This is a genomic window from Filimonas lacunae (assembly GCF_002355595.1).
Lineage (GTDB): Bacteria > Bacteroidota > Bacteroidia > Chitinophagales > Chitinophagaceae > Filimonas > Filimonas lacunae.
On record NZ_AP017422.1, the window covers coordinates 1,956,247 to 1,977,465 of the forward strand.

The following is a 21,219-nucleotide window of genomic DNA, read 5'->3' on the forward strand; positions in this document are numbered from 1 at the left end:
GAATGTAACCAAAAATAAAGCCAGTTGACAGCAAGGAACAGAATGTTTTTTTAGTAGTGTTCATGGCAAACCATATATGGTTTTTTATCGTATGTACGCGTTTTCTCCGCCTTTATTCTTCGCGTACGCTTGCATCCATACAATTATCAGTTGCAGATGTTATTTTTGTTGCATGCAAAAGCCTGTATTAGTTATTAAATTAGGAACAGCAGTGATAACCGGAAGCGATGGAACCATCAGCCGACCGGTGGTGCAAAAAGTAGCTGCCGGCATTGCAGCATTGAGCGAACAATATAGAATTGTGCTGGTTTCCAGCGGGGCGGTAGGCAGCGGCAAGGCTTATATTCAGCATTACAAGGGCAGCATTACCGAGCGTAAAGCGGCTGCGGCTGTGGGCAATCCTATTCTTATTCTCCTGTATCAGAAATTCTTTTCCAAATATAATATCCCTGTGGCGCAGGCCTTGTGCGAGCGTCATCATTTTAGCAACAGGCAACAGTTTTTACAGTTGAAAGATACGTTTGCGGCCTTCTGGCAAAACGGCATTCTGCCTATTGTAAACGAAAATGACCTGGTAAGCACGGTGGAGTTGAAGTTTTCGGATAACGATGAGCTGGCTACTTTAATAGCCATAGGCTTTGATGCAGAAACGCTGGTGATAGGTACCTCGGCCGGTGGCTTTATGGATGGAGAAAAGAACATCATCCCTTACGTTGAAAAAATAGACAATACCATACTGGGCTATGTAAGCACGGATAAAAGCAGCCTGGGATTAGGCGGCATGACTTCCAAACTTACGTTTACACGCCTGGCAAGCTCGCTGGGTATAAAGGTGGTTATCTGTGGCCTGAGTGGTAAAGCGCCGTTAACAGCTGCCCTGGAAGGCCGCAGCGGTACTACCTTTAAAGCGCAGAACAGCAACCTGAAAGCTCGTCAGAAATGGTTAGCCAGCGGATCTATTACGTTGGGTAGCATATTCGTTGATAAAGGTGCTGCCAAAGCATTGCATCAGCGCCGCAGCCTGCTTACCGTGGGCATTACTTCTTTACAGGGTAAGTTTACCGCAGGGGAAGTAGTGCAGCTGATGGATGAAGAAAGTACTATTATAGGGGTGGCCAAGGTGAAGCTGGGCACTGCTGCTATTATGGAAAGTGTAGCTAAGAAAAATGTGATAGCCGCCCATGCGGATGATATTGTTGTGTTTTAAACTAAACTGCTTGTAATGAAAAAGGTAGAACCTCTTATTATAAAAACGTACAAAGCGGCTGTGCATATACGCAGAGCCAGCGAAAAACAGATAAAAGACGCTTTACGCCTACTGTCCGGTTTATTGGTGCAAAACAGCAAAGTGCTGATAAAAGCCAATGAGAAAGACCTGGCTAAACAAGACCCCAATAACCCGCGTAACGACCGGTTGTTGCTGAACGAACAACGCATTAAGGCTATTGCCAATGCAGTGCGTAACATCAGCCGTTTGCCAGACCCAGCCGGAAAAGTGCTGGAGAAAAAAGTGTTGCCTAATAAGCTGTTACTGGAAAAAGTAGCAGTGCCTTTGGGCGTGGTAGGCGCTATTTATGAATCGCGCCCCAATGTTACGTTTGATATTGCTGCTTTATGCATCCGCAGCCGTAATGGCTGTTTGCTGAAAGGCAGCAGCGAAGCCGACAACACCAACAAAGCAGCTATTAAACTGATCAAGCAGGCATTGCAGGAAAATGGTATTGATCCGGATTGTGTAAGCCTGTTGCCTTCGGAAAGGGAAGTGGTGCAGGAGCTGTTTACAGCTACCCGTTATATTGATGTGCTCATTCCGCGTGGTTCGGCTTCGTTAATTGAGTTTGTGCGTAAAAACAGCCAGGTGCCTGTTATTGAAACTGGTGCAGGCGTTTGTCATGTATACGTTGAAAAAGAGGCAGATATTACCAAGGCGATAAACATTGCGGTGAATGCCAAAGTATCGCGCCCATCCGTTTGTAATGCAGCAGACACGTTGCTGGTAGATGCAGCGGTGGCTCCCGCCTTTTTAACAGCCGTGCAGCCACAGCTGGAAAAGTATGGTGTGGAAGTGTTTGCAGATGCAGCTGCCTATAAACTACTGAAAGGCTACAAACATTTACAAAAAGCCACTCCTGAACATTTCGATACCGAGTTTCAAAGCCTGCGTTGCGCTGTGAAAGTGGTAAAGGATTTAGACGAAGCTTTATTACACATCCAGGAACACTCTACCCGCCATTCCGAAGCCATTGTTTCTGAAAACAAAAAGCAGTGCCGCCGCTTTATGCAGGAGGTAGATGCTGCGGCCGTGTATTCCAATGCTTCTACCCGCTTTACAGATGGAGAAGAGTTTGGGCTGGGGGCAGAAATTGGTATCTCTACCCAAAAGCTGCACGCCCGTGGTCCGTTTGCCCTGGAAAAGCTGGTTACCGAAAAATGGATGATAACCGGCAACGGTCAAACCCGTTAATTATACTAGAATCGAGGGCAGGTGATAGCCTGTAAGGTGCTGTTGCTGGCATTGGTGAAGCCGGTAAGCGTAAGCGATATTTCAAACGCATTGGGCTTACCTGCTCCTGTAGCCAGTGTAGATGTGTTGGCATCGTAGCTAAAGGTTACAGAATACGGTTTGTGATCCAGCTTTACCATAGGGATAATAGCATCCTTTAAGCGCATCATTGCGCCAAACTGCACCGTGTAGTCGGGCTTTTCTATATCATCTCCCAGATTATAACCATACAATGCGCCCACTAATGTTTCGGAATAGGTGCCTTGTCTGCTGTAGTTACCATACATGGTAAAAAACTGCTTTTCATCCATAGAGAATCTTACACCAGAAGTGAATTCCCATTTGGCATTCAGCTCAATCAGCGGGTTTTTATAGAACGAATTCTTAGGACGGTTAATATGCTGGTAAGCAATACCGATATAATAGTTATCGGCAGGATTGCCGTTGATAGAAGAGTTGAACGACATACCTATACCACCATCCCAATGGTGATAGCTGTTGGCTGCCAGCGTTTCGCCGTCGGATACGGCAGGGTTCCAGCCGAAACCATCATATTGGTTGTTGGTGGTCATTTTGCTGCGGTCGATGCTTTGTTGTATAAAGCCGCCGGTAACACCCAGTGAGAGGTATTTGGTTTTATCGTCGCTGAGTGATTTATGGTAATTGATGGCCGGTAATATATGGGTGGTAGTGAAGTTTACCGTACCTGCTTTATCGTATAACAGTTGCAGCCCGTAGGTAATAAAATCGTTATTGTTGCCAATGGGGGCTTTGTATTCTGCGCTTAACGAGCCGGTTTTATAGGGCACGGTAACATTGCCCCACTGTGTGCGGTACAAAGCTTGTATACGGTAGTCGCCATCGAACAAACCAGCCAGGGCGGGGTTACGTAATATAGGCGCTTCGAAAAACTGGCTAAAATGCACATCCTGCGCCTTTGCCGATAATATCGAGCTTATTAGCAGTACTACTAAAGTTATATTCTTCTTCATTGTCACTTTCACGGTTTACTAGTGTTTAGTTGGTTATTATTATCGAAGCAATGCCACATTGCCTTTATAAGTCATTACGGTGCCATTGTCGCACTCTATTTCCATTACATATACATACACGCCCGACTGTGCCGGTTGACCGCCATAGGTGCCATCCCAGCCGTAAGATGCTGTGTTGGCAAGGAAGTTCAGCTTTTCAAACATGGGCTGCCCCCAGCGGTTGAAAATGCGCAGGGCGCGTATGTTGTACAAACCTCTGCCGCGTGGATAAAACTGATCGTTCATGCCATCGCTGTTGGGGGAAAAGGTGTTAGGCATAAACACGTTTATCCCGTTGCATAGTACGTGTACGGTTACTTCGTCCTGCGAGGTGCAACCGCCATCATTATAAGCGTGGGCTACATAGGTGATATCCTGTTTGCTTAACACTACCGGGTTAGGGCAGGTGGCACAACTTAAACCTGTAGCCGGAACCCATCGCCAACGGGTAATGTCAGCTGAGTTGATGGTTTGCAGGGTATCGGGATAGCCTACGTTTACATTGTGTACGCTGTCTACTATTGTAAACTGTGGTATGGGATATACTTTTATTACCACTGATTGTGAATCGGAGAAACAATTTTTAGTATCGCGACCAATGACCGTATAGGTAGTGGTTTCGGCAGGTGAAGCTACCGGGTTGGGGATATGGGCATTGTTTAAACCTTTGGCCGGAAACCACTGGTAAGTTTCCGCACCGGAGGTTTGCAGCTGGGCGCTTTCGCCGGTACATAAAGTATCGGCAGCCATGCGCATCAGTTGGGCAGGCTGTTTCACATCTACAAATAGCGAGTCGTACGATACACAGCCAAAAGCACTGCTGCCTTTGAGGTAGTAACGTGTGCCGCTGGTGGGTTGTGTAACAGCAGTGGCACAGGTGTTACAGCTGATAGTGGCTTTGCTGGTCCATACATACTTATCAGCGCCTGACGGTTGCAGGGTTAACGGCTGGCCCAGGCAGATAGAAGTGTCACTTCCTGCATCCAATGCGGGCAGGGATAACACGGTAACGGTATGTTGCGCCGTACCTATACAACCATGTTCGTTGATGGCTTGTAAGGTTACATTATACTTACCGGGGTAAGGATAGGTATATGGATTACTTTGACCGGGAGCAGATTGCCCGTTGCCTAATTGCCACAACCAGCTGGTGATGGCTGAATTGGAACGGCTGTCCTTACCGCTGAACTGCATAGTGCTGTTATAACATACGGAGTCTACCGCTTTAATAACCGGTTGCGGGCTTTGATAAACGGGTATGTTTAAGTTGGTGGTGATAGAATCGCTACAGCCTTTGGCAGTGGTTACTACCAGTTTGACATGGTAGTTGCCATCATTGTAATAGTAATGTTGTGTATTGGTTCCGGTGGCTTTAGCGGTGTTATCGCCAAAGCTCCAGGAATAGCTGCTTATTTCATCGTACCATACCTGCGAAGAGTCTTTAAAGGCTACCAGTGCTGAGTCGCAACCTGTTTGCAGGGTGGTGCTCAGTTGTGCTTTAATGTCTCTTACATATAAGGTGTCTTTGTTGGTGATGGCTACTTTACAGTTATTAGAATCGATGAGCACCAGTTTAGGCACATAAGCGCCCTGGTTAGGATAAGTGTGCGATACTATCAGGTCTTCCCCTGCTGTAACAGTACCGTCGCTAAAATCCCATGCCAGTGATGCGGTGTTTTTTACCGTGGCTTTAAAGGCTACTGCGGCGGGGGCACAGGCTATAGAGGGAGTAAAGGTGTATTTACCGCTTGGGCCTTTTATGCTTATGGTATGTACTGCTGTATCATAGCAATTACCATGTCCTTTGGCTATCAGGGTAAGGTTAAACACGCCGCCTTGTGTATAGGCATGATCTGGCTTATCCAGGTTGCTGGTGGTGCCATCATCAAAATCCCAGTACAAAGTGCTTACGTTTTGCGAAGTGCTTGCCGGGCTGGCTATCAGCGGGGGGCAGTTGGCAAACGTGTCTACTACATGAAACGAAGCAATTGGGTTGGCTATAAATACCAGTTGCTCTTTCAGCAGGCTATCGGTACAACCAAACTTGTCGGTTACTTTCAACGCTACATCGTAGTCGCCTTCCTTCGCATAGGGATGTGTGGGAGCGGCAGTAGTGGTAGCGCTGCCATCGCCAAAGTTCCAGCGGTATGCTAACGACAGGCCCTGCGAGGTATTGGTGAAGCTAACAGTAGAGCCAGCGCAACCCAGGCTGTCTTTTACAGCAAAGGCTGCTTTAGGGCTGGCAATAATAACTGCGTTGGATTTGGTTACAGTATCAGCACAGCCATAGCTGTCTGTAATAATCATTTTTACGGTATAGGTTCCTGCTTTTTTATAAGTATGACTGAAAGGGGCAGTGCTGTAGGTGGCACTGTCACCATCGCCATAGCTCCATTTCCATTGGGTGATGGGGTGCGAGCCATCGGTGGTAGATTTATCGGTAAAGTTTACAGTACCATCCTGCAAACAAACACCGGCGGGGTTGGTAAAGCCGGCTTTATTGCCAAACACTTCTATATACACCTGCTTTTCGCTTTTATCGTAACAGCCGTTGAGGTCAACCGTGGTAAGGGATACGGTGTAGGTGCCGGTTTTGTTATACAGGTGGGTCACCTTATTCAACTGAACAGAAGTGTTGCTGCTGTCGCCAAAGTCCCATATAAAGGCGGTAACCTTAGTAGTAGTGTAGTTGGTAGCATTTACTATCAAGGCCTCCTTACGGCAGAACTCTTCGCCGGGGGTATGGGTAAAGTTGGGATGCTCATCTATAATGCGTACAATCATGCGCATAGTGTCTGAGCAGGCATCGTTCCATACTATCAATTCTACATTGTATAACCCGGTATCGGCAAACTTATGGGTGGCGTTTTGAGTGGTGGCGGTAGTGCCATCTCCAAAGTCCCAGTGCCATGAAGTGGCGGCAACGCTATTATCGGTAAAGGTGCGCGTGTAGGGAGTTTCACATTTAAATTCTGATGAAAAGCGTGCTATTGGCACTTTTACATGGATATAGTTTTTTATTTCCAACGTGTCGTAACACTGCTTGTTACCGGTTATTAATGTAATAGTGAAATTGCCGGTGTCTTTATACGGATGTTGCGGATTGGCTTGAGTACTGCCATTGCCATCGCCAAAGTTCCACAACCAGCTATCCGCCTTACCGGTAGAAGCATCGGTGAAATAAATAGGTTTAGAACCGCATACGGCTACCGGGTTGGCGCTAAAGGCCGTTTTAGGGGCGGTTGCCAGGGTTACCGCATTCTGTAAGGTAAATGTATCAACACATCCTCCATTGGTTCGGATAATAACTGACACGTTGTATACGCCTTCCTGTGTGTAAGTATGCGTAGGAGCAACCTGATCAGAAGTGGTGCCATCGCCAAAGTTCCATAACCAGGTAGTTACCGATTGTGGCTCGTTCATAATGGCCTGCATGGCTATTGTTGCCGGAGTACAGCCTTTATAGGGCAGATTTTTAATGCTGCTGATGCGTGGTGAGCCTATGCGTACCAGCTTTTCTTTCACTACGGTATCGCTACAGCCGCCTGCATTGAAGCTGATTAAAGAAACGGTATAATATCCCTTTTTCGTATAAGTGTGTACGGGATTGGGATCGAAAGAGGTGGTAGCATCGCCAAAGTACCAGATATAACTGGCGGCCCCGCTGGCATTGTTGGTGAACGACACGGTAGCCGGTGCGGTACAGGCGGTTGTGGTGCCGGATGCGCTAAAGGCCGAAATGGGTTTGTTGGAAACGTTGATGACCTTTTTTACGCTATCGGTACACGTGCCAAAGCTGGTATATAATGTTACGGTGTAATTGCCTGGATTGGCAAAAGTGTGAACGGCATTGTTTCCTGTATAACTGCTGTTATCGCCAAACGACCAGGTAGAGCTTACCGGCGCAGGGGCAGAAGTATTGGTAAAAAACAGCTCTTTACCTGTGCAGGCATTGGCATTGGCGGTAAAGGCTGGGGTGACGCCGCCTATGGCTATTTTCTGTATAATAGTATCGGTACAGCCGGTTGTGGAAATGGCTACCAGGCGGGCCATATAATCGCCGGCAGCGTCATAAATGTGTTCGGGTGATGCATCGGTTGAGGTGGCGCCATCACCAAACGACCACTGGTATTGTAAGGCGCCGGTGTCGGTGGATGTATTGGTAAACTGCACCCGGGTAGGGGGCTGACAGGCATTTACATACGTATAGTTATAAGCAGCCTTTACTTTGCCGGCAACCTGTACCATGCCTTTTTTCTGTAGCGACTGCTTACAGCCGTAACTGTTTTGTACGGTAAGGGATATATCAAAACTACCCGATTCGGTATAGGTATGGGTAGGGGTGGCCTGCGCCGAAATTTGCCCGTCGCCAAAGTCCCATATATAAGAGGTGATGGCACCTGATACGGAGTTACTGCTATCGGTAAACAATACCGTCATGGGAATACAGCCATTGGTGGTTTCGGTGGAAAATGCTACCTCGGGTTTGCCGTACACTTTTATTTGTTCTGTTTGTATAACAGAATCACTGCCACTGGCATTACCGGCTACCAGTTTAATGGTGTAAGTACCGGGATCGGTGTAAATAGCGCCAGGATTTTGCTGGGTAGATATGGTGCCGTTGCCAAAATCCCACTTCCACCAGGTAGGTGAGCCGGTAGATGCATCCTTTAGTTGTACAATTAAAGGTGCACAGCCGGTGCTGTTGGTGGAAACAGTAAATGCTGCTTTTGGCGGTTGGCTAAATCCGGTATTCCATAGTGCCATGCAGAAGGAAGCTAATAAAAGTGTTTTTAGGTACATTTTCAGATCTCCTTGGGGGGATTGGTGTAATTATGCTGCAAAGGTACCCTAACATTAGGGGGGTGGGGGTTTAAGAACAATTAAGAAAGAGTGGCAGAAGATTAAAATGTATTTAAAAATGTTATTTGAAAATTAAACTCTAACCCAGCAACAATAATGGGTTTATTGTGTTGGATTGCAGGATTAAATAATAATTACCAATTGAATACTAACGGTTGTTGGCTGATGTAAATGGCTATTATTGCTCCGTCGTTTATTATTTGTGTTGTTAATAATAAGGTTGTTATGTACGCATTATCAAACCAGCATGGCCAGGTGGAGGCCTTTATGGAGAAAAACAGGATAGTAGCGGCTGATTCGCTGCAAATGATTGGTATTTTATTAGGAAACTGCGTTTTTGACTGCTCCGGTAAAATGGTGGGTAAGTTTCTGGATAACGTGCTGTATCATTTATCCGGTAAAATTTTGTCGAAAGGCGCATTGGTGCCGGTTACTACGGAAGTAGAAGCTTTATTAGGGCAATACCAGGAGGAGGGAGCTGTGGTGCTGCGTTCTATTACCAACCACACCGACCGGTGGATTGAAATTACCACAGAATGGAGTAAAGTAGAATTACACAATGTGCTACAGCGGGAGCAGGAATTACAGGGAGCATAAAATGCTGATAACCATATAAATGAAAAAGGCGATACTATACAGCATCGCCTTTTTCATTAAAGTATTTTTTACCGGGTTGTAGCCTGGAAGTTTTCCGTGATTTTTTCGCAAAGCTGCGTTTCAATCATTTTCTCTGCCAGGTGAACCATGTTTTTGAAGGCTTTGGCGCTGCTGATGCCATGACCGATAATTACCGGTTTGTTTACACCCAATACAGGCGTTCCACCGTAATTTTCGTAGTGAAGGCGACTCAGATATCCGTCGTTTTCCAGTTTCCTGGATGCAGCGATATCATATACTGATTCCACCATTTTCAAAACGATATTACCTGTAAATCCATCACATACTACTACATCTGCCTTGTCGTAGAAAACATCCCGTCCTTCTACATTACCTGTAAAATGGATGTGTGTATTTTCTTTGAGCAGGGGATAAGTAGCTTGCGCCAGCAAATTTCCTTTTCCTTCCTCTTCACCAACGTTCAGCAAGGCCACTTTGGGTTGTTGAATTCCCAGAATATTACTTGCGTACAAGCTGCCTAGAGTGGCAAACTGGTTCAGGTGTTCCGGTTTACAATCTGCGTTCAGGCCTACGTCCAGCAATATACCCGTGCTTCCATTTAATTTGGGCAGCAGAGTTGCAATTGTGGGGCGTTGTACACCTTCGATAGCTTTAATGCTATACATAGCTCCTACCAGCATAGCACCCGTGTTTCCGGCACTCATGAAAGCTTCAATTTTTCCGGTAGCCAGCAGGTAAAACCCAATAGCAATAGAAGATTGTTGCTTTTCTTTTAATGCCTTTGTCGGATGCTCGTTGTACCCGATCACTTCAGGCGCAGGAATCACCTTAATACTAGGGTGATTAAGCAGGTTGTGCTCTGTTAAAAGCGGCACCAGCTTGTCTTCCTGGCCAATACAAAATAAAGTGGCCGGGCCATTAACATTGGTATCGTCTAAATACAGGCGAATTCCTTTCACCGCTTCAAGCGGCGCAAAATCGCCTCCCATCATGTCTATTCCAATATTCATGTCCGGCGCAAGGAGTTAAATGAACTAAAAAGGTTATGCTTTCAGGGGAGCTTTTTCGGCTACCAGTTTTCCTTTATAGAACAATTTACCTTCACTTACGTGTGCACGGTGACGAACGTGGATTTCGCCAGTCGTTGTGTCCTTGCTTAACGTTACTTCCTCAGCTTTGTAATGTGTCCTTCTCTTCGCACTGCGCTGCTGGGAGTGTCTGCGTTTTGGGTTTGGCATAACTCAAATGTTTATTAATGCAAAAAAATTTATTCCAGGTTCTCTTTAAACTTATCTAATCCCTTCCAGATCGGGTTCTCTGCCTTGTTTACGTCTTCTTCCATTTTCCGCAGCTTTTCCAGTACTTCCGGATTGCATTGGCTGTTGCCTTCTTCATCTTCGCCGCACGCTTTTTGTACGGGGATGCTAAGGTTTACGAATTCGTAAATCCAGTCTTCCAGGTGCAGGTGACTTTCGCCTTTACTGATGTAATAAACGTCGGGATCTTCTTCCGTTTCGTTCATCTTTTCAGGCTCGTCTACCAGCTTCACTATTATCTTAAACTCATCCCACAAGTGAAGATGAATAGGATTGCCGCAGCGGTCGCAGTTTACATCAGCTGTTCCGCCAATGTCAAACTTTAACATCATAAAACCGTTATTCTTTTCCAATAACAGTTTTACTTCTGCATGGCAATTAGTGAAATCCTGTTCGCCATAATGAGCAAAGAACTTATCCTCAATCTGGTAGGTAAAATTATGATCTCCCGGTTTTAAACCTACAAATGCTATTTCGTATTCTCTCCGGTAGTTCATACAGCCAGATTTTTAAGGTTGGCAAAGGTATCACTAAAAATGATAGCAGCCAAAGAAAATTGGATTTATGGCAAATCTTAACGTAATTGTGAGGAAGTTATGATGCGCCAACCACTTAAATTCTATGCTATCAAAGCTGCTTTAGCAGTGATTTGTGCCTGCATAGTTACGTTAATTTCCCATAGTTCGTATTTTATTGAAGAATTATACGTGAAGCGCGTGTATCCTGCTGTTTCGCTGGTTTTGCGAAGTGTAACAGGCTGGGTATCATTCAGTGTGGGCGACTGCCTGTATGTGCTGACGGCAATATGGGTATTGAAGCAAATTGTGCAAACTGTTATTTTTTTCATAAAAACCGGTATTACCTGGCAAAAACTGGCTTTTGTGGTGTTTTCGGTGGTGCGTTCGCTGGCTAAGCTGTACATCTTTTTTATGGTGTTGTGGGGTTTTAATTACAGCCGGGAGGGTATTGCGGCAGAGCTTAAACTGAGCGATAAAGAATATTCCAAAGAAGAACTGAGCAGCCTAACTGCCGAATTACTGCAAAAGGTAAATACAACGCGGTTGGCCTTGGGTAATGGACCGGTGCAGTATCCTTCGGCCGATACTATGTATAAAGAAGCGGTGAAGGCTTACGGGGCAGTGGCGGAACAATACCCGTTTCTGGCCTATCAACACGCCAGCATTAAATCGTCGTTGTTTAGTACGGTAATTACCTGCCTGGGCTATACAGGGTATTATAATCCTTTTTCGGGCGAAGCGCAGGTGAGCGCTAAGGTGCCGCCTTACTACACGCCTTTTATCACCTGCCACGAAATGGCTCATCAGCTGGGATATGGCGATGAAAGCGAAGCTAATTTTATCGGGTATTTAAGCGCAAGGGCTTCGGGTAATCCTGTTTTCCTGTATTCTACCTACTACGACCTGTTTAACTACGCCAATAGCGAGCTGTTTATGCGTGATTCTATGCTGGCACGTAGTAATTTCCGGGCATTAGATACCCTGGTGAAACAGGATATCCGCTACGCACGCAAGTATTTCAACCAATATAAAAGCCGTATGGAACCCGTGGTAAAGTTCCTATACGGCGAATATTTAAAGGCCAATAATATGCCCCAGGGTATTGATACCTATGAAGCAGTTACGGCCTGGTTAATTGCTTACCGGAAAAAGTATGGGGCTTTGTAAACTGTAACAGCCTGTATTTTTAAAACTTATTCTTCCACATCATGCTTTCTACCGGCCTGTCGGGCTGACCGCTGTATTTGGCATTTTGTTTCTGATTGTATTTTACTGCTATTTCGCCTTCTACGGGAAAGTAAATGAGCTGTCCAATGGGCATACCAGCGTAAACACGTACGGCTTGTTTTACGGATATTTCCAGTGTCCAGTTACCACAGAAGCCTACATCGCCTTTACCAGCTGTGGCGTGAATGTCGATACCTAAGCGTCCGGTAGAAGATTTACCTTCTAAAAACGGAACGTGGGCATGTGTTTCGGTATATTCTTCGGTTACACCCAGGTATAAAACGTCGGGTAATAACAGGAAGCCTTCTTCGGGTATTTCAAAATGACGAATCTGGTTGTGTTTGCGGGCATCCAGCTCGGCATCAATGTAAGTAGCCAGGTGTTTGCCCAAATGCACATCGTAACTGTTACTTCCCAGGCACTCTCTGTTGTAAGGACTGATAATAATCGTCTTTTTCTCTATTTCCTCTAAAATACGTGTGTCTGATAAGATCATACAAATGGCTGTTTACAATAAATTGCAAATAAATCGTAATTCTGCAATCTAAAAAACCGTAATCTAATAATGCCCTTGTTTTTTACACAAAATATCAACGAAAACACCCGGTTAGGTATCTGGCATATCACTGAAAACGAAGAATTCTTCCTGGAGAAAGTACCCCTGCAAAGAGATATTAACCACCCTAATAAACGTTTACAGCACCTGGCAGGGCGGTTTTTACTGCAACACCTGTTTCCCGATTTTCCTTACCACGAGCTGGTGATTGCCGACAGCCGTAAGCCCTACCTGCCTTACGAGCAATATCATTTTTCTATTTCCCACTGCGGCGATTTTGCAGCGGCAATTGTAAGTAAATCGCAACGGGTGGGTATTGATATAGAGGTGCCTACTGCCAAAGTGCAGAAGATTGTGCCTAAGTTTTTACACGAAGAGGAGCGCAACTGGCTGGTGGCACAGGTAAACGCACTGGCACCAGCCCAGGATGATTACAGGCTGCCTACGCTGCTGTGGAGCGCCAAAGAAGCGGCTTTTAAGTGGTGGAGCTTTGGTAGCGTTGATTTTAGCGAGGATATCAGATTAGATCCGTTTGAGTTTTCAGAGAAAGGGTTGATGAACGGTGTTTTTAAAAGGGGGGAAGAGGTGCATCCGCTGGCGTTTTATTTCCAGCTGTTTCCGGGCGTTTGTATGGTGTATACACTATAATACCCGGAGGGTAAACTATTTGTGTATAAACTTAAGATTGGATATGATTTCATTCGCTTTCTCTAATTTGTTAGAGGTAGTTCCTTTTCCAATATACTTTTTATTTAAGCTAGGATCAATGGTGAGATTAACTCCCTGAGATTTAGAATATGCTATTAATTCTTGTTGTTTCTTTTTCATGTAGGTAAAATTAAGCGATTTTTTTCTTTATGAGAAAACCAAAATAGTTGAGCCCTCTTTGAAATGGAATGCTTACGTAAGATTCTGTGTCTTTTAATATTCCTAATATTTCATAGTTCTCTGATAGTTCTTCCAAATTTACGGAAATGGCCATTCTGTATAGGCGTGTTCGTTCTACTGTGCTGCCTGAAAAATGAATCCATTTGTTAGGATGTTCACCACAAAACAAGGTTACTGAATGGGCAACAGTTGCCAATATCTTATTTCTGTCTTTATTGTCATTCACAGTTTCGTCATCTATTGAGCCTTCGGGTGTAGGAGTGCCAAATGCCAGGTTATAGATGTTATCGTTTGGTGTTGATTCATACTTTATCGCTTTGGGTATAATTCCTTTAGGTCCGGTGCTATTAAACTCATACTCGAGAAAATCGGATGAAACTAAAAGCCCTTCATACTTTTCATATTTCATTATAAAAAATCACAATTGATATCTCAAGATATCTTCGTTTGCCTGATCTTTTCTGTTCATTTTGTTCAGAGCACCTGACCCTTAATCAGCAAACCGGCTTTTGGTTTTAGGAATCAACAACAGGCTTTTGCGGAGGGTTTGTTTGAGGTGGGTTTTTACCATTTGACCCATAGTGTTGCTGCGGAGGTAGGCGGGTTGATTAAAGTGAGCAGAGAGTTCTTCGCTGAGTTGTTTTATTTTTTCGGGTTTGGAAATGGTGTCGTCGTGCATGATGTCCAGCAGCTCTTTTACGCGATAGCGGGAAGATACCAGGCGAAAAGCCATCATGGTGCGTTCTTCGGTTTGGTATTGTGCTATGGATTCTTTGTCGAGGAAATGCTGGGCCAGTTGAACAAAAGAATAGTTCTCTTTAAAGAACTGGGGAAGATATAGATTCTTGCGGCCTTCATAGCTTTGCTGATCGAAATCGATGGCGCGTATGCGGTATTGAATGTCTTCAATATCGGGCGTGATGTTTACAATGAAGTTATACGAACGCATATCGCCCAGCAGACGTACAAAACATCTTTCATTAAACTTCACAAACTCTTTGGCCAGACGAATAGGATTGAAGTCGGGGCTTAACAGGTGTTGCTGTAAAAAGATATCGCCGGGAATGCCGGCAATGTGCTCTTCTACCAGGGTATCGTGATGGGTAAGGTAGGTGATGCGGTCTGGTGATAGCAGGTGTTCCAGTTCCAGGCCATATACACGGCTGGCATCTGCAGGTTTTATGTAGTAGTGATCGTAGTTATCGTTGAACTTGTTTACAATGCGTATGCGAAAAGGCTGACTGTTGCCAAATGAACAAAAGTCAATACGGGCAACATCCAGGTGGTTTACGAAGCTAAGGTCGCCTTCCGTTTTAAGAATGGCGTATAGCTTTACCAGGCTTTCGCGCAGGTAGTTCCATTCGTGGCCGTCGTAGCTTACGGTTTCCCAAAGCGTGTCTTTGCCCGATCTGTCTTTCAACGGAATACTATAGGTGAACCGGAACAGATCTTTATAGCTGGCAGGTAGCTTGCCTTCGCGGCCATGTTTTACCAGGTACTGCCTTAGTCTGTCGTTTAACGGAAAGAAAGGCTTCTTGCGGCTGGGGCGCAGGTTTTCTATTTCATCCTGGGTTATTTCAATCATGGCGGCAGTGGTTTAATCTAACAAAGCGGTATCATTATCATCCAGCAGGTTCAGGTTTACGGCGTCGGTACCGGCAATACCTTCTATTGAGCCGCGGATATGGGCTGCGTTCAGCATCACTTTTTCCAGTTGCTTTTCGCGGGCCTTCCATAATTTCTCCATAGCATCCCTTTCGCGCTGAATGCTCAGGCGCATGCTCATAAAACCTTCGCGAATGGCTTTCCATTGTTCGCTGAACTCGTTACCGGTAAGGTAATCATATAACAACACCATTTTGTCGCCTTTGTTTTCCTGGCTTTTGCGGGCGTCGGCTATTTTTAATATAGCATTGCGCAATACCAGGGCCATGCTTTTGGCTTCGGCAAAGGTGCATATATATACGCCGTCTTTTTCGCCAAAGCGGTCCATATCTTTAGGCAGGGCCTGTGTAACAATAACGGCTACATCAGCCCCCAGGCTGCGCATATCGGCTTTCAGCTTTTCAATCCAGTCTGCGGCAAAGTCTTTGGTGCGTTTGCTTTCATAAATGATTTTACCGGCTTCCTGCCCAAACTGGTTGCGTACCATTTGTATACAGTCGGCACCGCGAACCCCTTTGCCCACTTCTTTTACTTCATCGAAGGGGAAAGTTGCTTTTAAAATTTCTTCCAGCATTAGTTCCTGCACCTCGCCTTGCAGCTGCATGCTGCCTTGCTCGGCTTTGCGCTTCATTTCTTCGGCCAGCTTTTTCTGGTCTTCCAGTTGCTTTTCCAGTTCACGCATACGCAGTTGCAGTTCTGTTTCTTTGAGGGCGCCGCGTTCGGTTTCTTCCTTGCGTATTTGTTCGGTAAGGCTGGTTCTTTCTTCCAGCATCCGTTTTTGTAATTGAATTTCCAGCTCGGCTTCGCGGTTTTTCAGTTCCTGCTCTTTTTGTAAAAACTCCAGCTCTTTCGTACGGGCTTCTTTGAGTTTTTCGGCATTTTCCTGTGCATTCTGCTGCAGCATTTTCAGCTGATTCTCGTAATCGGCAGCCATGCTTTTGCGAATGCTTTCCTGTAGTTCCTGTTGCAGCTTCGTTTTCTCGGCCTGCAATAGCTTGCCGGACTCTTCCTGCTGCTGTTGCAAGGTTTTTTGAAAATCAATCTCCTTTTTCCTGAACTCGTCGTCTTTCATCTTCTGCCAGTCTACCATCTTCAAACGCAGGTCTTTTTGCACCTGGTCTTTGATAGATTCTCCCGGATCAAAGCTATTGCCACAGCTGGGGCAGGTTACCACATATGCCATATCGCTATTTTAAAATAATGCCTGATTTATATAATAGTACGCAAACATCGCAAATTAGCGCGAAGACTTTGCCCGCTGTTTAAAAATCGCACGGTGTGGCTGTTATATTCTGGCGTAGGAAGGCCTTTATTGTTAGTAACAGCCTGACAATGCGTCAAAAACGCACAAAAAATGTTCGTTTGCGAACAGTGTAACTTTTTGTTTGCTGGTACGTTTCATGAATACCAATGACTTAGCAGGCCTTTTTTATTTGGCATTGCTTTAGGCATATATAACCTGTAAACGCAAAACAAAACCAATTATAAAATAACAGTTATGAAAAAGTTACTCATCGCCACCTTGTTGCTTATGGTAGTTACTGCCACTGCTTTTGCTGCCGGAAATGCCAAAGTAGAAGCTATATTTAAAATTGCTTATCCGGGCGCTACCCATGTGCATTTTAAAACAGTGGGTGAATTGGTGAGTGTAAGCTTTGACTATGAAGCCCATCATATGCAGGCTTTTTACGATGCAGAGGGGGAACAGGTGGCCGTGAGCAAGCATATTGATTTTAATAGTTTACCTATGCGTGGTCAGGCTACTATTAAAGCAAAGTATCCTACACATACTACCGTGGAAATTATTGAAATGGAAAGCCAGGAAGAAGGCGTATGCTTTTATGTTGCCCTGCTGGATGGTGTTGAAAAAACAATACTGCGCGTATCTTCATCAGGGAGAGAGGTTACTTTTTTTAAGAAAGAGACCATGAAAAAGTAGTGTACTTATAGTAAAGTATTGCTTTATACTGTACAGGTATAATGCACATGAGCCGGGCGTGTATATGTCCGGCTTTTTTGCGTTTACATGATACGTATGCAGGTAAATTTTTATAAAAATTAGCCGGGTAATGAAAAAAGTATTTTCTTTGTGTCAGATTAACGCAAACTTTGTAACTGCTGTAACATAAAGAACCTATGGAGAAGAACATTTTATACGTAAAAGGTGATGCTACTGCGCCAGTAGCTGATGGAAACAAACTGATAGTGCATATCTGCAATGATATGGGTAGATGGGGTAAAGGGTTTGTTTTAGCCATTTCTAAAAAGTGGAAATCTCCTGAAAAAGAATTTAAAGCCTGGTATAAAAGCGGCAACGGTTATGAGTTGGGGGCCGTGCAATTTGTGCAGGTGGAAGCGGATATATGGATAGCCAATGTTATAGGCCAGCATAGCATTTATAAAGATGAAGAGGGGATGCCACCTATTCGTTATAATGCTATTGCAACAGGACTTGAGCAGGTGGGTGCATTTGCTGTGGAAATAAATGCATCAGTACACATGCCAAGAATCGGGTGCGGGTTGGCTGGTGGCACATGGGATAAAATAGAGCCGTTGATTGAATCAGGTATCTGTAATAAGACTGTACCTGTTACGGTGTATGATTATGAATGTTAGAATGAAGGAAGATGAAATTGAATACAGAGCTGTACGTAACAGCTAAAGAAAGATGGCCAGATAGTGGCCAGCAGGTGATAGGATACCAGGAAGGGGAAAATATTGTGGTGTACCAGGCGTATAATTCCAGTATTGCCAACTATGCGGTAGCGCATCAACAATTAGGAGGGAATAGTTTTAGTTATAACAGGATGTCGTGGATTAAACCTAATTTTTTGTGGATGATGTACCGTTGCGGATGGGCCGAAAAAGAAAACCAGGAAAGGGTGCTGGCTTTATGGTTAAGTAAGAAGCACCTGGAACTAATTTTAGAGCAGGCAGTGTTTTCCACCTTTGGCAATGGCCGGTATGAAAGCCATGAAGCGTGGAAGCAGGCGTTAGCCACAAAAGAGGTGCGATTACAATGGGACCCTGATCATGACCCCTACGGGCAAAAGTTGAACAGGCGTGCTATTCAATTAGGACTAAAAGGGGATATACTGGAATCATTTGGTAAAGAGATGGTTTCAAAAATTGAAGACATTACAGATTTTGTAAAAGCCCAGAAACAATATGTAAACAACCGCCGGCTGGATATGCTACAAGTGCCGGTAGAGCAGGTTTTTGAAATACAAAACCAGGAGTTGTGTAAACGTATTGGGATAGTGGGCGCAGTGTAAAAAGGATTTTTTATGAACGAGAAGAATGTAAAAGCCAGCAGCAAATTTCTAAGCCTGGTTTTAAGACACAGACCTGAAATAATCGGGTTGGAGTTGGATAGTAATGGGTGGGCTGATGTGCAGGAGTTGATTGCTAAATGCCAATCAGAAGGCCGTAGTTTAAGCAGGGAAGAGCTGGATGAAATAGTGGCTTTGAATGATAAAAAAAGGTTTGCATATAATGAGAGTGGCACGCATATAAGGGCTAGTCAGGGGCATTCTATTGAGGTAGAATTAAACCTTGCAGCCAGCGAGCCCCCGGAATATTTATATCATGGAACTGTAGGGGCATTTGTTCCGGCTATTCAGCAACAAGGACTGCTGAAAATGCAACGCCAGCACGTGCATTTAAGCAAAGACAAAGAAACGGCTATTAAAGTAGGTGGCAGGCGGGGAGTGCCTGTTGTGCTGGTAGTAAGAAGCGGGCATATGCACAAAGATGGGTTTACATTTTGCCTTTCAGATAATGGGGTATGGCTAACCGATCATGTGCCTGCAAAGTATATTCAACATGGTGTATAGTATTTAATTTTTTGGTAATGAAAACGGTACAATTATACAGGCCTGTAGGTATTAGGGAATATGAATTAATTCTTGAGTCAGACTCTACATGTTTTCCGCCAAGGTTAAGCTGGCAGCCTATTTTTTATCCTGTATTAAACCAGCCCTATGCTGAACAGATAGCTTGCGAGTGGAACACACTGGATGAGTTTTCGGGCTATTGTGGCATAGTTACACAGTTTGCTTTAAGTGAATCACATTATAATACATATGTAGTACAGGAAGTAGGCGGCAGCATACATAACGAATTATGGGTGCCTGCTGAGGAACTGACTTTGTTTAATGAACATATTGTAGGAAAGATAGAAGTAGTAAAAGTGTTTTTGGGAGAGAAGTTTATAATGCCGGATAGTGAATTATTAACCCCTACACTCTTAAAATTCAGATAGTATGAAATACGGTAATGATTGGTTGAAAGAGAAATATAATAAGGAAGAAGCATTGAAGTATTTATTCTTTTGGGGGCATGCGCCTTCTAAAGATGGCAGCGTTACTAAAAGTTGTTTTAGCCAGTGGTGGAATGCGCCGTTTGAAGTAGAGGGCGTTACTTATAAAACGGCTGAACATTGGATGATGGCTGAAAAGGCAAGAGTGTTTGGCGATACAGAAATGCGTGAAAAGGCTATACAGGCTGCCACACCGCACCAGGCAAAGAAAGTAGGCCGGATGGTGCGGGATTTTAACCCGGTTACCTGGAATGAAGAGAAGTTTGGTATTGTAGTAGCAGGTAATATGTATAAGTATTCGCAACATCCGGCGTTGAAAACGTTTTTATTGAATACAGAGGATAGGATATTAGTAGAAGCCAGCCCGATGGACAAGATATGGGGCATTGGTTTGGCTGCGGGTAAAGAAGGCATTGAAAACCCTTATACCTGGAAAGGAGAAAACCTGTTAGGATATGCATTAATGGAGGTTAGGGACAGGTTAAAATAGATAGTTATGACAACAAGGAGTTGGGGCAGGGATATATTATTGGGAGTTGCTACCGGCGATGCTTTGGGTGTGCCGGTAGAATTTCTGTCGCGCAATGTAATAGCCAGAAGCCCGGTTACAGATATGCGTGGTTACGGTACGCATAACCAGCCTGCAGGTACTTGGTCTGACGATAGTTCTCTTACTTTTTGTCTGGCGGAAATGCTTTGTAATGGATATGATTTACAGGAGCTGGCTAACCGTTTTGTAAACTGGAAGGAGTATGCTTACTGGACGCCGCACGGATTTGTGTTTGATATAGGTATAGCTACTGCCGAAGCTATTACTATGCTGGGTAAAGGCGGCGATCCTTTATTGGCAGGTGGTATAGATGAAGGCAGCAATGGCAATGGCTCTTTGATGCGGATATTGCCCTTGTTGTTATATGTAAAAGACAAACCAATGGCGGAGCGATTTGCCTGTGTGCAACAGGTATCGTCACTTACGCATGCGCACATACGGTCTGTGCTGGCTTGTTTTGTGTATATAGAGTTTGCCCGTCAACTCATGCAAGGGATGAATAAAAGTGCTGCTTTACTGGCTGTGAGAGAAGAGGTGATGGAGTTTGTGGTTGCGTCAAATATTGGTAATCCGCACGAAATGCAGTGGTTGAATAGTTACTGGCTTTGTATCGGGTGGCCTGAAAAAGATATCAGTGCTTCGGGATATGTGGTGAAAACCTTACAGGCGGCTTTGTGGTGTTTGTTTAACACCAATAACTACAAAGACGCTGTATTAAAAGCAGTGAATCTGGGAGACGACACGGACACTGTAGGGGCTATTCTAGGGGGATTGGCTGGCTTGTTGTATGGATGGGAAAGCATTCCCGAACGCTGGATTGCAGTGCTGGCGAGGAAAGAAGAGGTTTTGCAGCTGGCAGACAGGCTGCAAAATATTTGTAGTACGCAAGTCTGATAGTTACTATCTGTTGTAGTTGTGCTACTACATTATCTTGTTTTGAGGTATTACAAAGAGTTGATTGGTTAGGTTACACTGTTAATGAAAATAGGTATTTAATTTGCGCTCTCGTTTAATGGCCGTTGCTACCTAAAAAGCAAATGAATAAATGTTGTTATTTTATTTATTTGACAGTTAATGTTTTAGAAACCTTATACCTACTGATAAACAACCATTCCTTTAAAAGGGAATGGTTTTTGAAAGTAGAAGGCGCACTAAACCAAACT

At 44.5% G+C, this 21,219-nt stretch carries 22 protein-coding genes; 12 read left to right on the forward strand and 10 right to left on the reverse strand.

From position 1 onward, the window contains the following. The first annotated feature begins 172 nt into the window (after nt 1-172). Together proB and FLA_RS07840 are read left to right on the forward strand one after the other, a co-directional pair. Nucleotides 173-1,207 (forward strand): glutamate 5-kinase, encoded by a 1,035-nt coding sequence (gene proB / locus FLA_RS07835; protein WP_076381274.1) that lies wholly within the window; start codon nt 173-175, stop codon nt 1,205-1,207. Between the two features lie 15 nt (nt 1,208-1,222). After that, a complete protein-coding gene (locus FLA_RS07840; protein WP_076381273.1) occupies nt 1,223-2,464 on the forward strand; it encodes a glutamate-5-semialdehyde dehydrogenase in 1,242 nt (413 codons plus the stop codon). Between the two features lie 5 nt (nt 2,465-2,469). On the opposite strand, the gene FLA_RS07845 is transcribed toward FLA_RS07840, so the two are convergent. Both FLA_RS07845 and FLA_RS07850 read right to left on the reverse strand, forming a co-directional pair. Further along, nucleotides 2,470-3,495 carry a PorP/SprF family type IX secretion system membrane protein gene (locus FLA_RS07845; protein WP_076381272.1) on the reverse strand — a complete coding sequence of 342 codons (1,026 nt, stop codon included), beginning with the start codon at nt 3,493-3,495 and terminating at the stop codon, nt 2,470-2,472. Nucleotides 3,496-3,534: 39 nt separating this feature from the next. After that, nucleotides 3,535-8,301: a PKD domain-containing protein gene (locus FLA_RS07850; RefSeq protein ID WP_076381271.1), complete on the reverse strand. Its 4,767-nt coding sequence runs from the start codon at nt 8,299-8,301 to the stop codon at nt 3,535-3,537. 321 nt (nt 8,302-8,622) lie between these two features. Between FLA_RS07850 and FLA_RS07855 the strand changes: the two genes are divergently transcribed. Next, nucleotides 8,623-8,994 carry a hypothetical protein gene (locus FLA_RS07855; RefSeq protein ID WP_096510828.1) on the forward strand — a complete coding sequence of 124 codons (372 nt, stop codon included), beginning with the start codon at nt 8,623-8,625 and terminating at the stop codon, nt 8,992-8,994. A gap of 68 nt (nt 8,995-9,062) precedes the next feature. Here FLA_RS07855 and plsX read toward each other — a convergent pair whose 3' ends face one another. From plsX to FLA_RS07870, 3 genes are read right to left on the reverse strand one after another with little or no spacing between them, the layout of a single operon-like run. Then, a complete protein-coding gene (gene plsX, locus FLA_RS07860) occupies nt 9,063-10,025 on the reverse strand; it encodes a phosphate acyltransferase PlsX (RefSeq protein WP_076381269.1) in 963 nt (320 codons plus the stop codon). Nucleotides 10,026-10,058: 33 nt separating this feature from the next. After that, a complete protein-coding gene (gene rpmF / locus FLA_RS07865) occupies nt 10,059-10,253 on the reverse strand; it encodes a 50S ribosomal protein L32 (protein WP_076381268.1) in 195 nt (64 codons plus the stop codon). A 29-nt stretch (nt 10,254-10,282) separates the two neighbouring features. Beyond that, complete coding sequence (locus tag FLA_RS07870) at nt 10,283-10,828, reverse strand: YceD family protein (protein ID WP_076381267.1); 546 nt, start codon at nt 10,826-10,828, stop codon at nt 10,283-10,285. Between the two features lie 99 nt (nt 10,829-10,927). On the opposite strand from FLA_RS07870, the gene FLA_RS07875 reads away from it, so the two are divergent. After that, a complete protein-coding gene (locus tag FLA_RS07875; RefSeq protein ID WP_076381266.1) occupies nt 10,928-12,016 on the forward strand; it encodes a DUF3810 domain-containing protein in 1,089 nt (362 codons plus the stop codon). 19 nt (nt 12,017-12,035) lie between these two features. Here FLA_RS07875 and dcd read toward each other — a convergent pair whose 3' ends face one another. Beyond that, a complete protein-coding gene (gene dcd, locus FLA_RS07880) occupies nt 12,036-12,572 on the reverse strand; it encodes a dCTP deaminase (RefSeq protein ID WP_076381265.1) in 537 nt (178 codons plus the stop codon). Nucleotides 12,573-12,641: 69 nt separating this feature from the next. Here dcd and FLA_RS07885 point away from each other — a divergent pair, with 69 nt between their 5' ends. Continuing rightward, entirely contained in the window at nt 12,642-13,280 is a 639-nt protein-coding gene (locus tag FLA_RS07885; RefSeq protein ID WP_076381264.1) for a 4'-phosphopantetheinyl transferase family protein, read from the forward strand. A gap of 15 nt (nt 13,281-13,295) precedes the next feature. Here the strand turns inward: FLA_RS07885 and FLA_RS31405 are convergent, their stop codons facing one another. The 4 genes from FLA_RS31405 to FLA_RS07900 all read right to left on the reverse strand — a co-directional run bounded on the left by FLA_RS31405 (nt 13,296) and on the right by FLA_RS07900 (nt 16,368). Further along, nucleotides 13,296-13,460 carry a hypothetical protein gene (locus FLA_RS31405; protein WP_159445159.1) on the reverse strand — a complete coding sequence of 55 codons (165 nt, stop codon included), beginning with the start codon at nt 13,458-13,460 and terminating at the stop codon, nt 13,296-13,298. 10 nt (nt 13,461-13,470) lie between these two features. Continuing rightward, nucleotides 13,471-13,929, reverse strand: coding sequence for a DUF6934 family protein (locus FLA_RS07890; RefSeq protein ID WP_076381263.1), 459 nt, complete (start codon nt 13,927-13,929; stop codon nt 13,471-13,473). A gap of 81 nt (nt 13,930-14,010) precedes the next feature. Further along, on the reverse strand, nt 14,011-15,105 hold the full coding sequence (locus FLA_RS07895) for a hypothetical protein (protein WP_076381262.1): 1,095 nt from the start codon (nt 15,103-15,105) through the stop codon (nt 14,011-14,013). Between the two features lie 12 nt (nt 15,106-15,117). Further along, nucleotides 15,118-16,368 (reverse strand): DUF2130 domain-containing protein, encoded by a 1,251-nt coding sequence (locus FLA_RS07900; protein ID WP_076381261.1) that lies wholly within the window; start codon nt 16,366-16,368, stop codon nt 15,118-15,120. A 315-nt stretch (nt 16,369-16,683) separates the two neighbouring features. Between FLA_RS07900 and FLA_RS07905 the strand changes: the two genes are divergently transcribed. The 7 genes from FLA_RS07905 to FLA_RS07935 all read left to right on the forward strand — a co-directional run bounded on the left by FLA_RS07905 (nt 16,684) and on the right by FLA_RS07935 (nt 20,950). Further along, nucleotides 16,684-17,124, forward strand: a complete 441-nt coding sequence (locus FLA_RS07905) for a hypothetical protein (RefSeq protein ID WP_076381260.1) — start codon at nt 16,684-16,686, stop codon at nt 17,122-17,124. Nucleotides 17,125-17,321: 197 nt separating this feature from the next. Then, nucleotides 17,322-17,801, forward strand: coding sequence for a macro domain-containing protein (locus FLA_RS07910; protein WP_076381259.1), 480 nt, complete (start codon nt 17,322-17,324; stop codon nt 17,799-17,801). Between the two features lie 11 nt (nt 17,802-17,812). Beyond that, a complete protein-coding gene (locus tag FLA_RS07915) occupies nt 17,813-18,460 on the forward strand; it encodes a DUF4291 domain-containing protein (protein WP_076381258.1) in 648 nt (215 codons plus the stop codon). A gap of 12 nt (nt 18,461-18,472) precedes the next feature. Beyond that, nucleotides 18,473-19,021 (forward strand): RNA 2'-phosphotransferase, encoded by a 549-nt coding sequence (locus FLA_RS07920; RefSeq protein WP_076381257.1) that lies wholly within the window; start codon nt 18,473-18,475, stop codon nt 19,019-19,021. 17 nt (nt 19,022-19,038) lie between these two features. Further along, nucleotides 19,039-19,449: an ADP-ribosylation/crystallin J1 gene (locus FLA_RS07925; protein WP_076381256.1), complete on the forward strand. Its 411-nt coding sequence runs from the start codon at nt 19,039-19,041 to the stop codon at nt 19,447-19,449. 1 nt (nt 19,450) lies between these two features. Continuing rightward, the gene (locus tag FLA_RS07930) at nt 19,451-19,996 is read left to right on the forward strand and encodes an NADAR family protein (protein WP_076381255.1); all 546 of its coding nucleotides are present in this window, start codon (nt 19,451-19,453) and stop codon (nt 19,994-19,996) included. 6 nt (nt 19,997-20,002) lie between these two features. Next, complete coding sequence (locus tag FLA_RS07935) at nt 20,003-20,950, forward strand: ADP-ribosylglycohydrolase family protein (protein ID WP_076381254.1); 948 nt, start codon at nt 20,003-20,005, stop codon at nt 20,948-20,950. Nucleotides 20,951-21,219 lie beyond the last annotated feature (269 nt).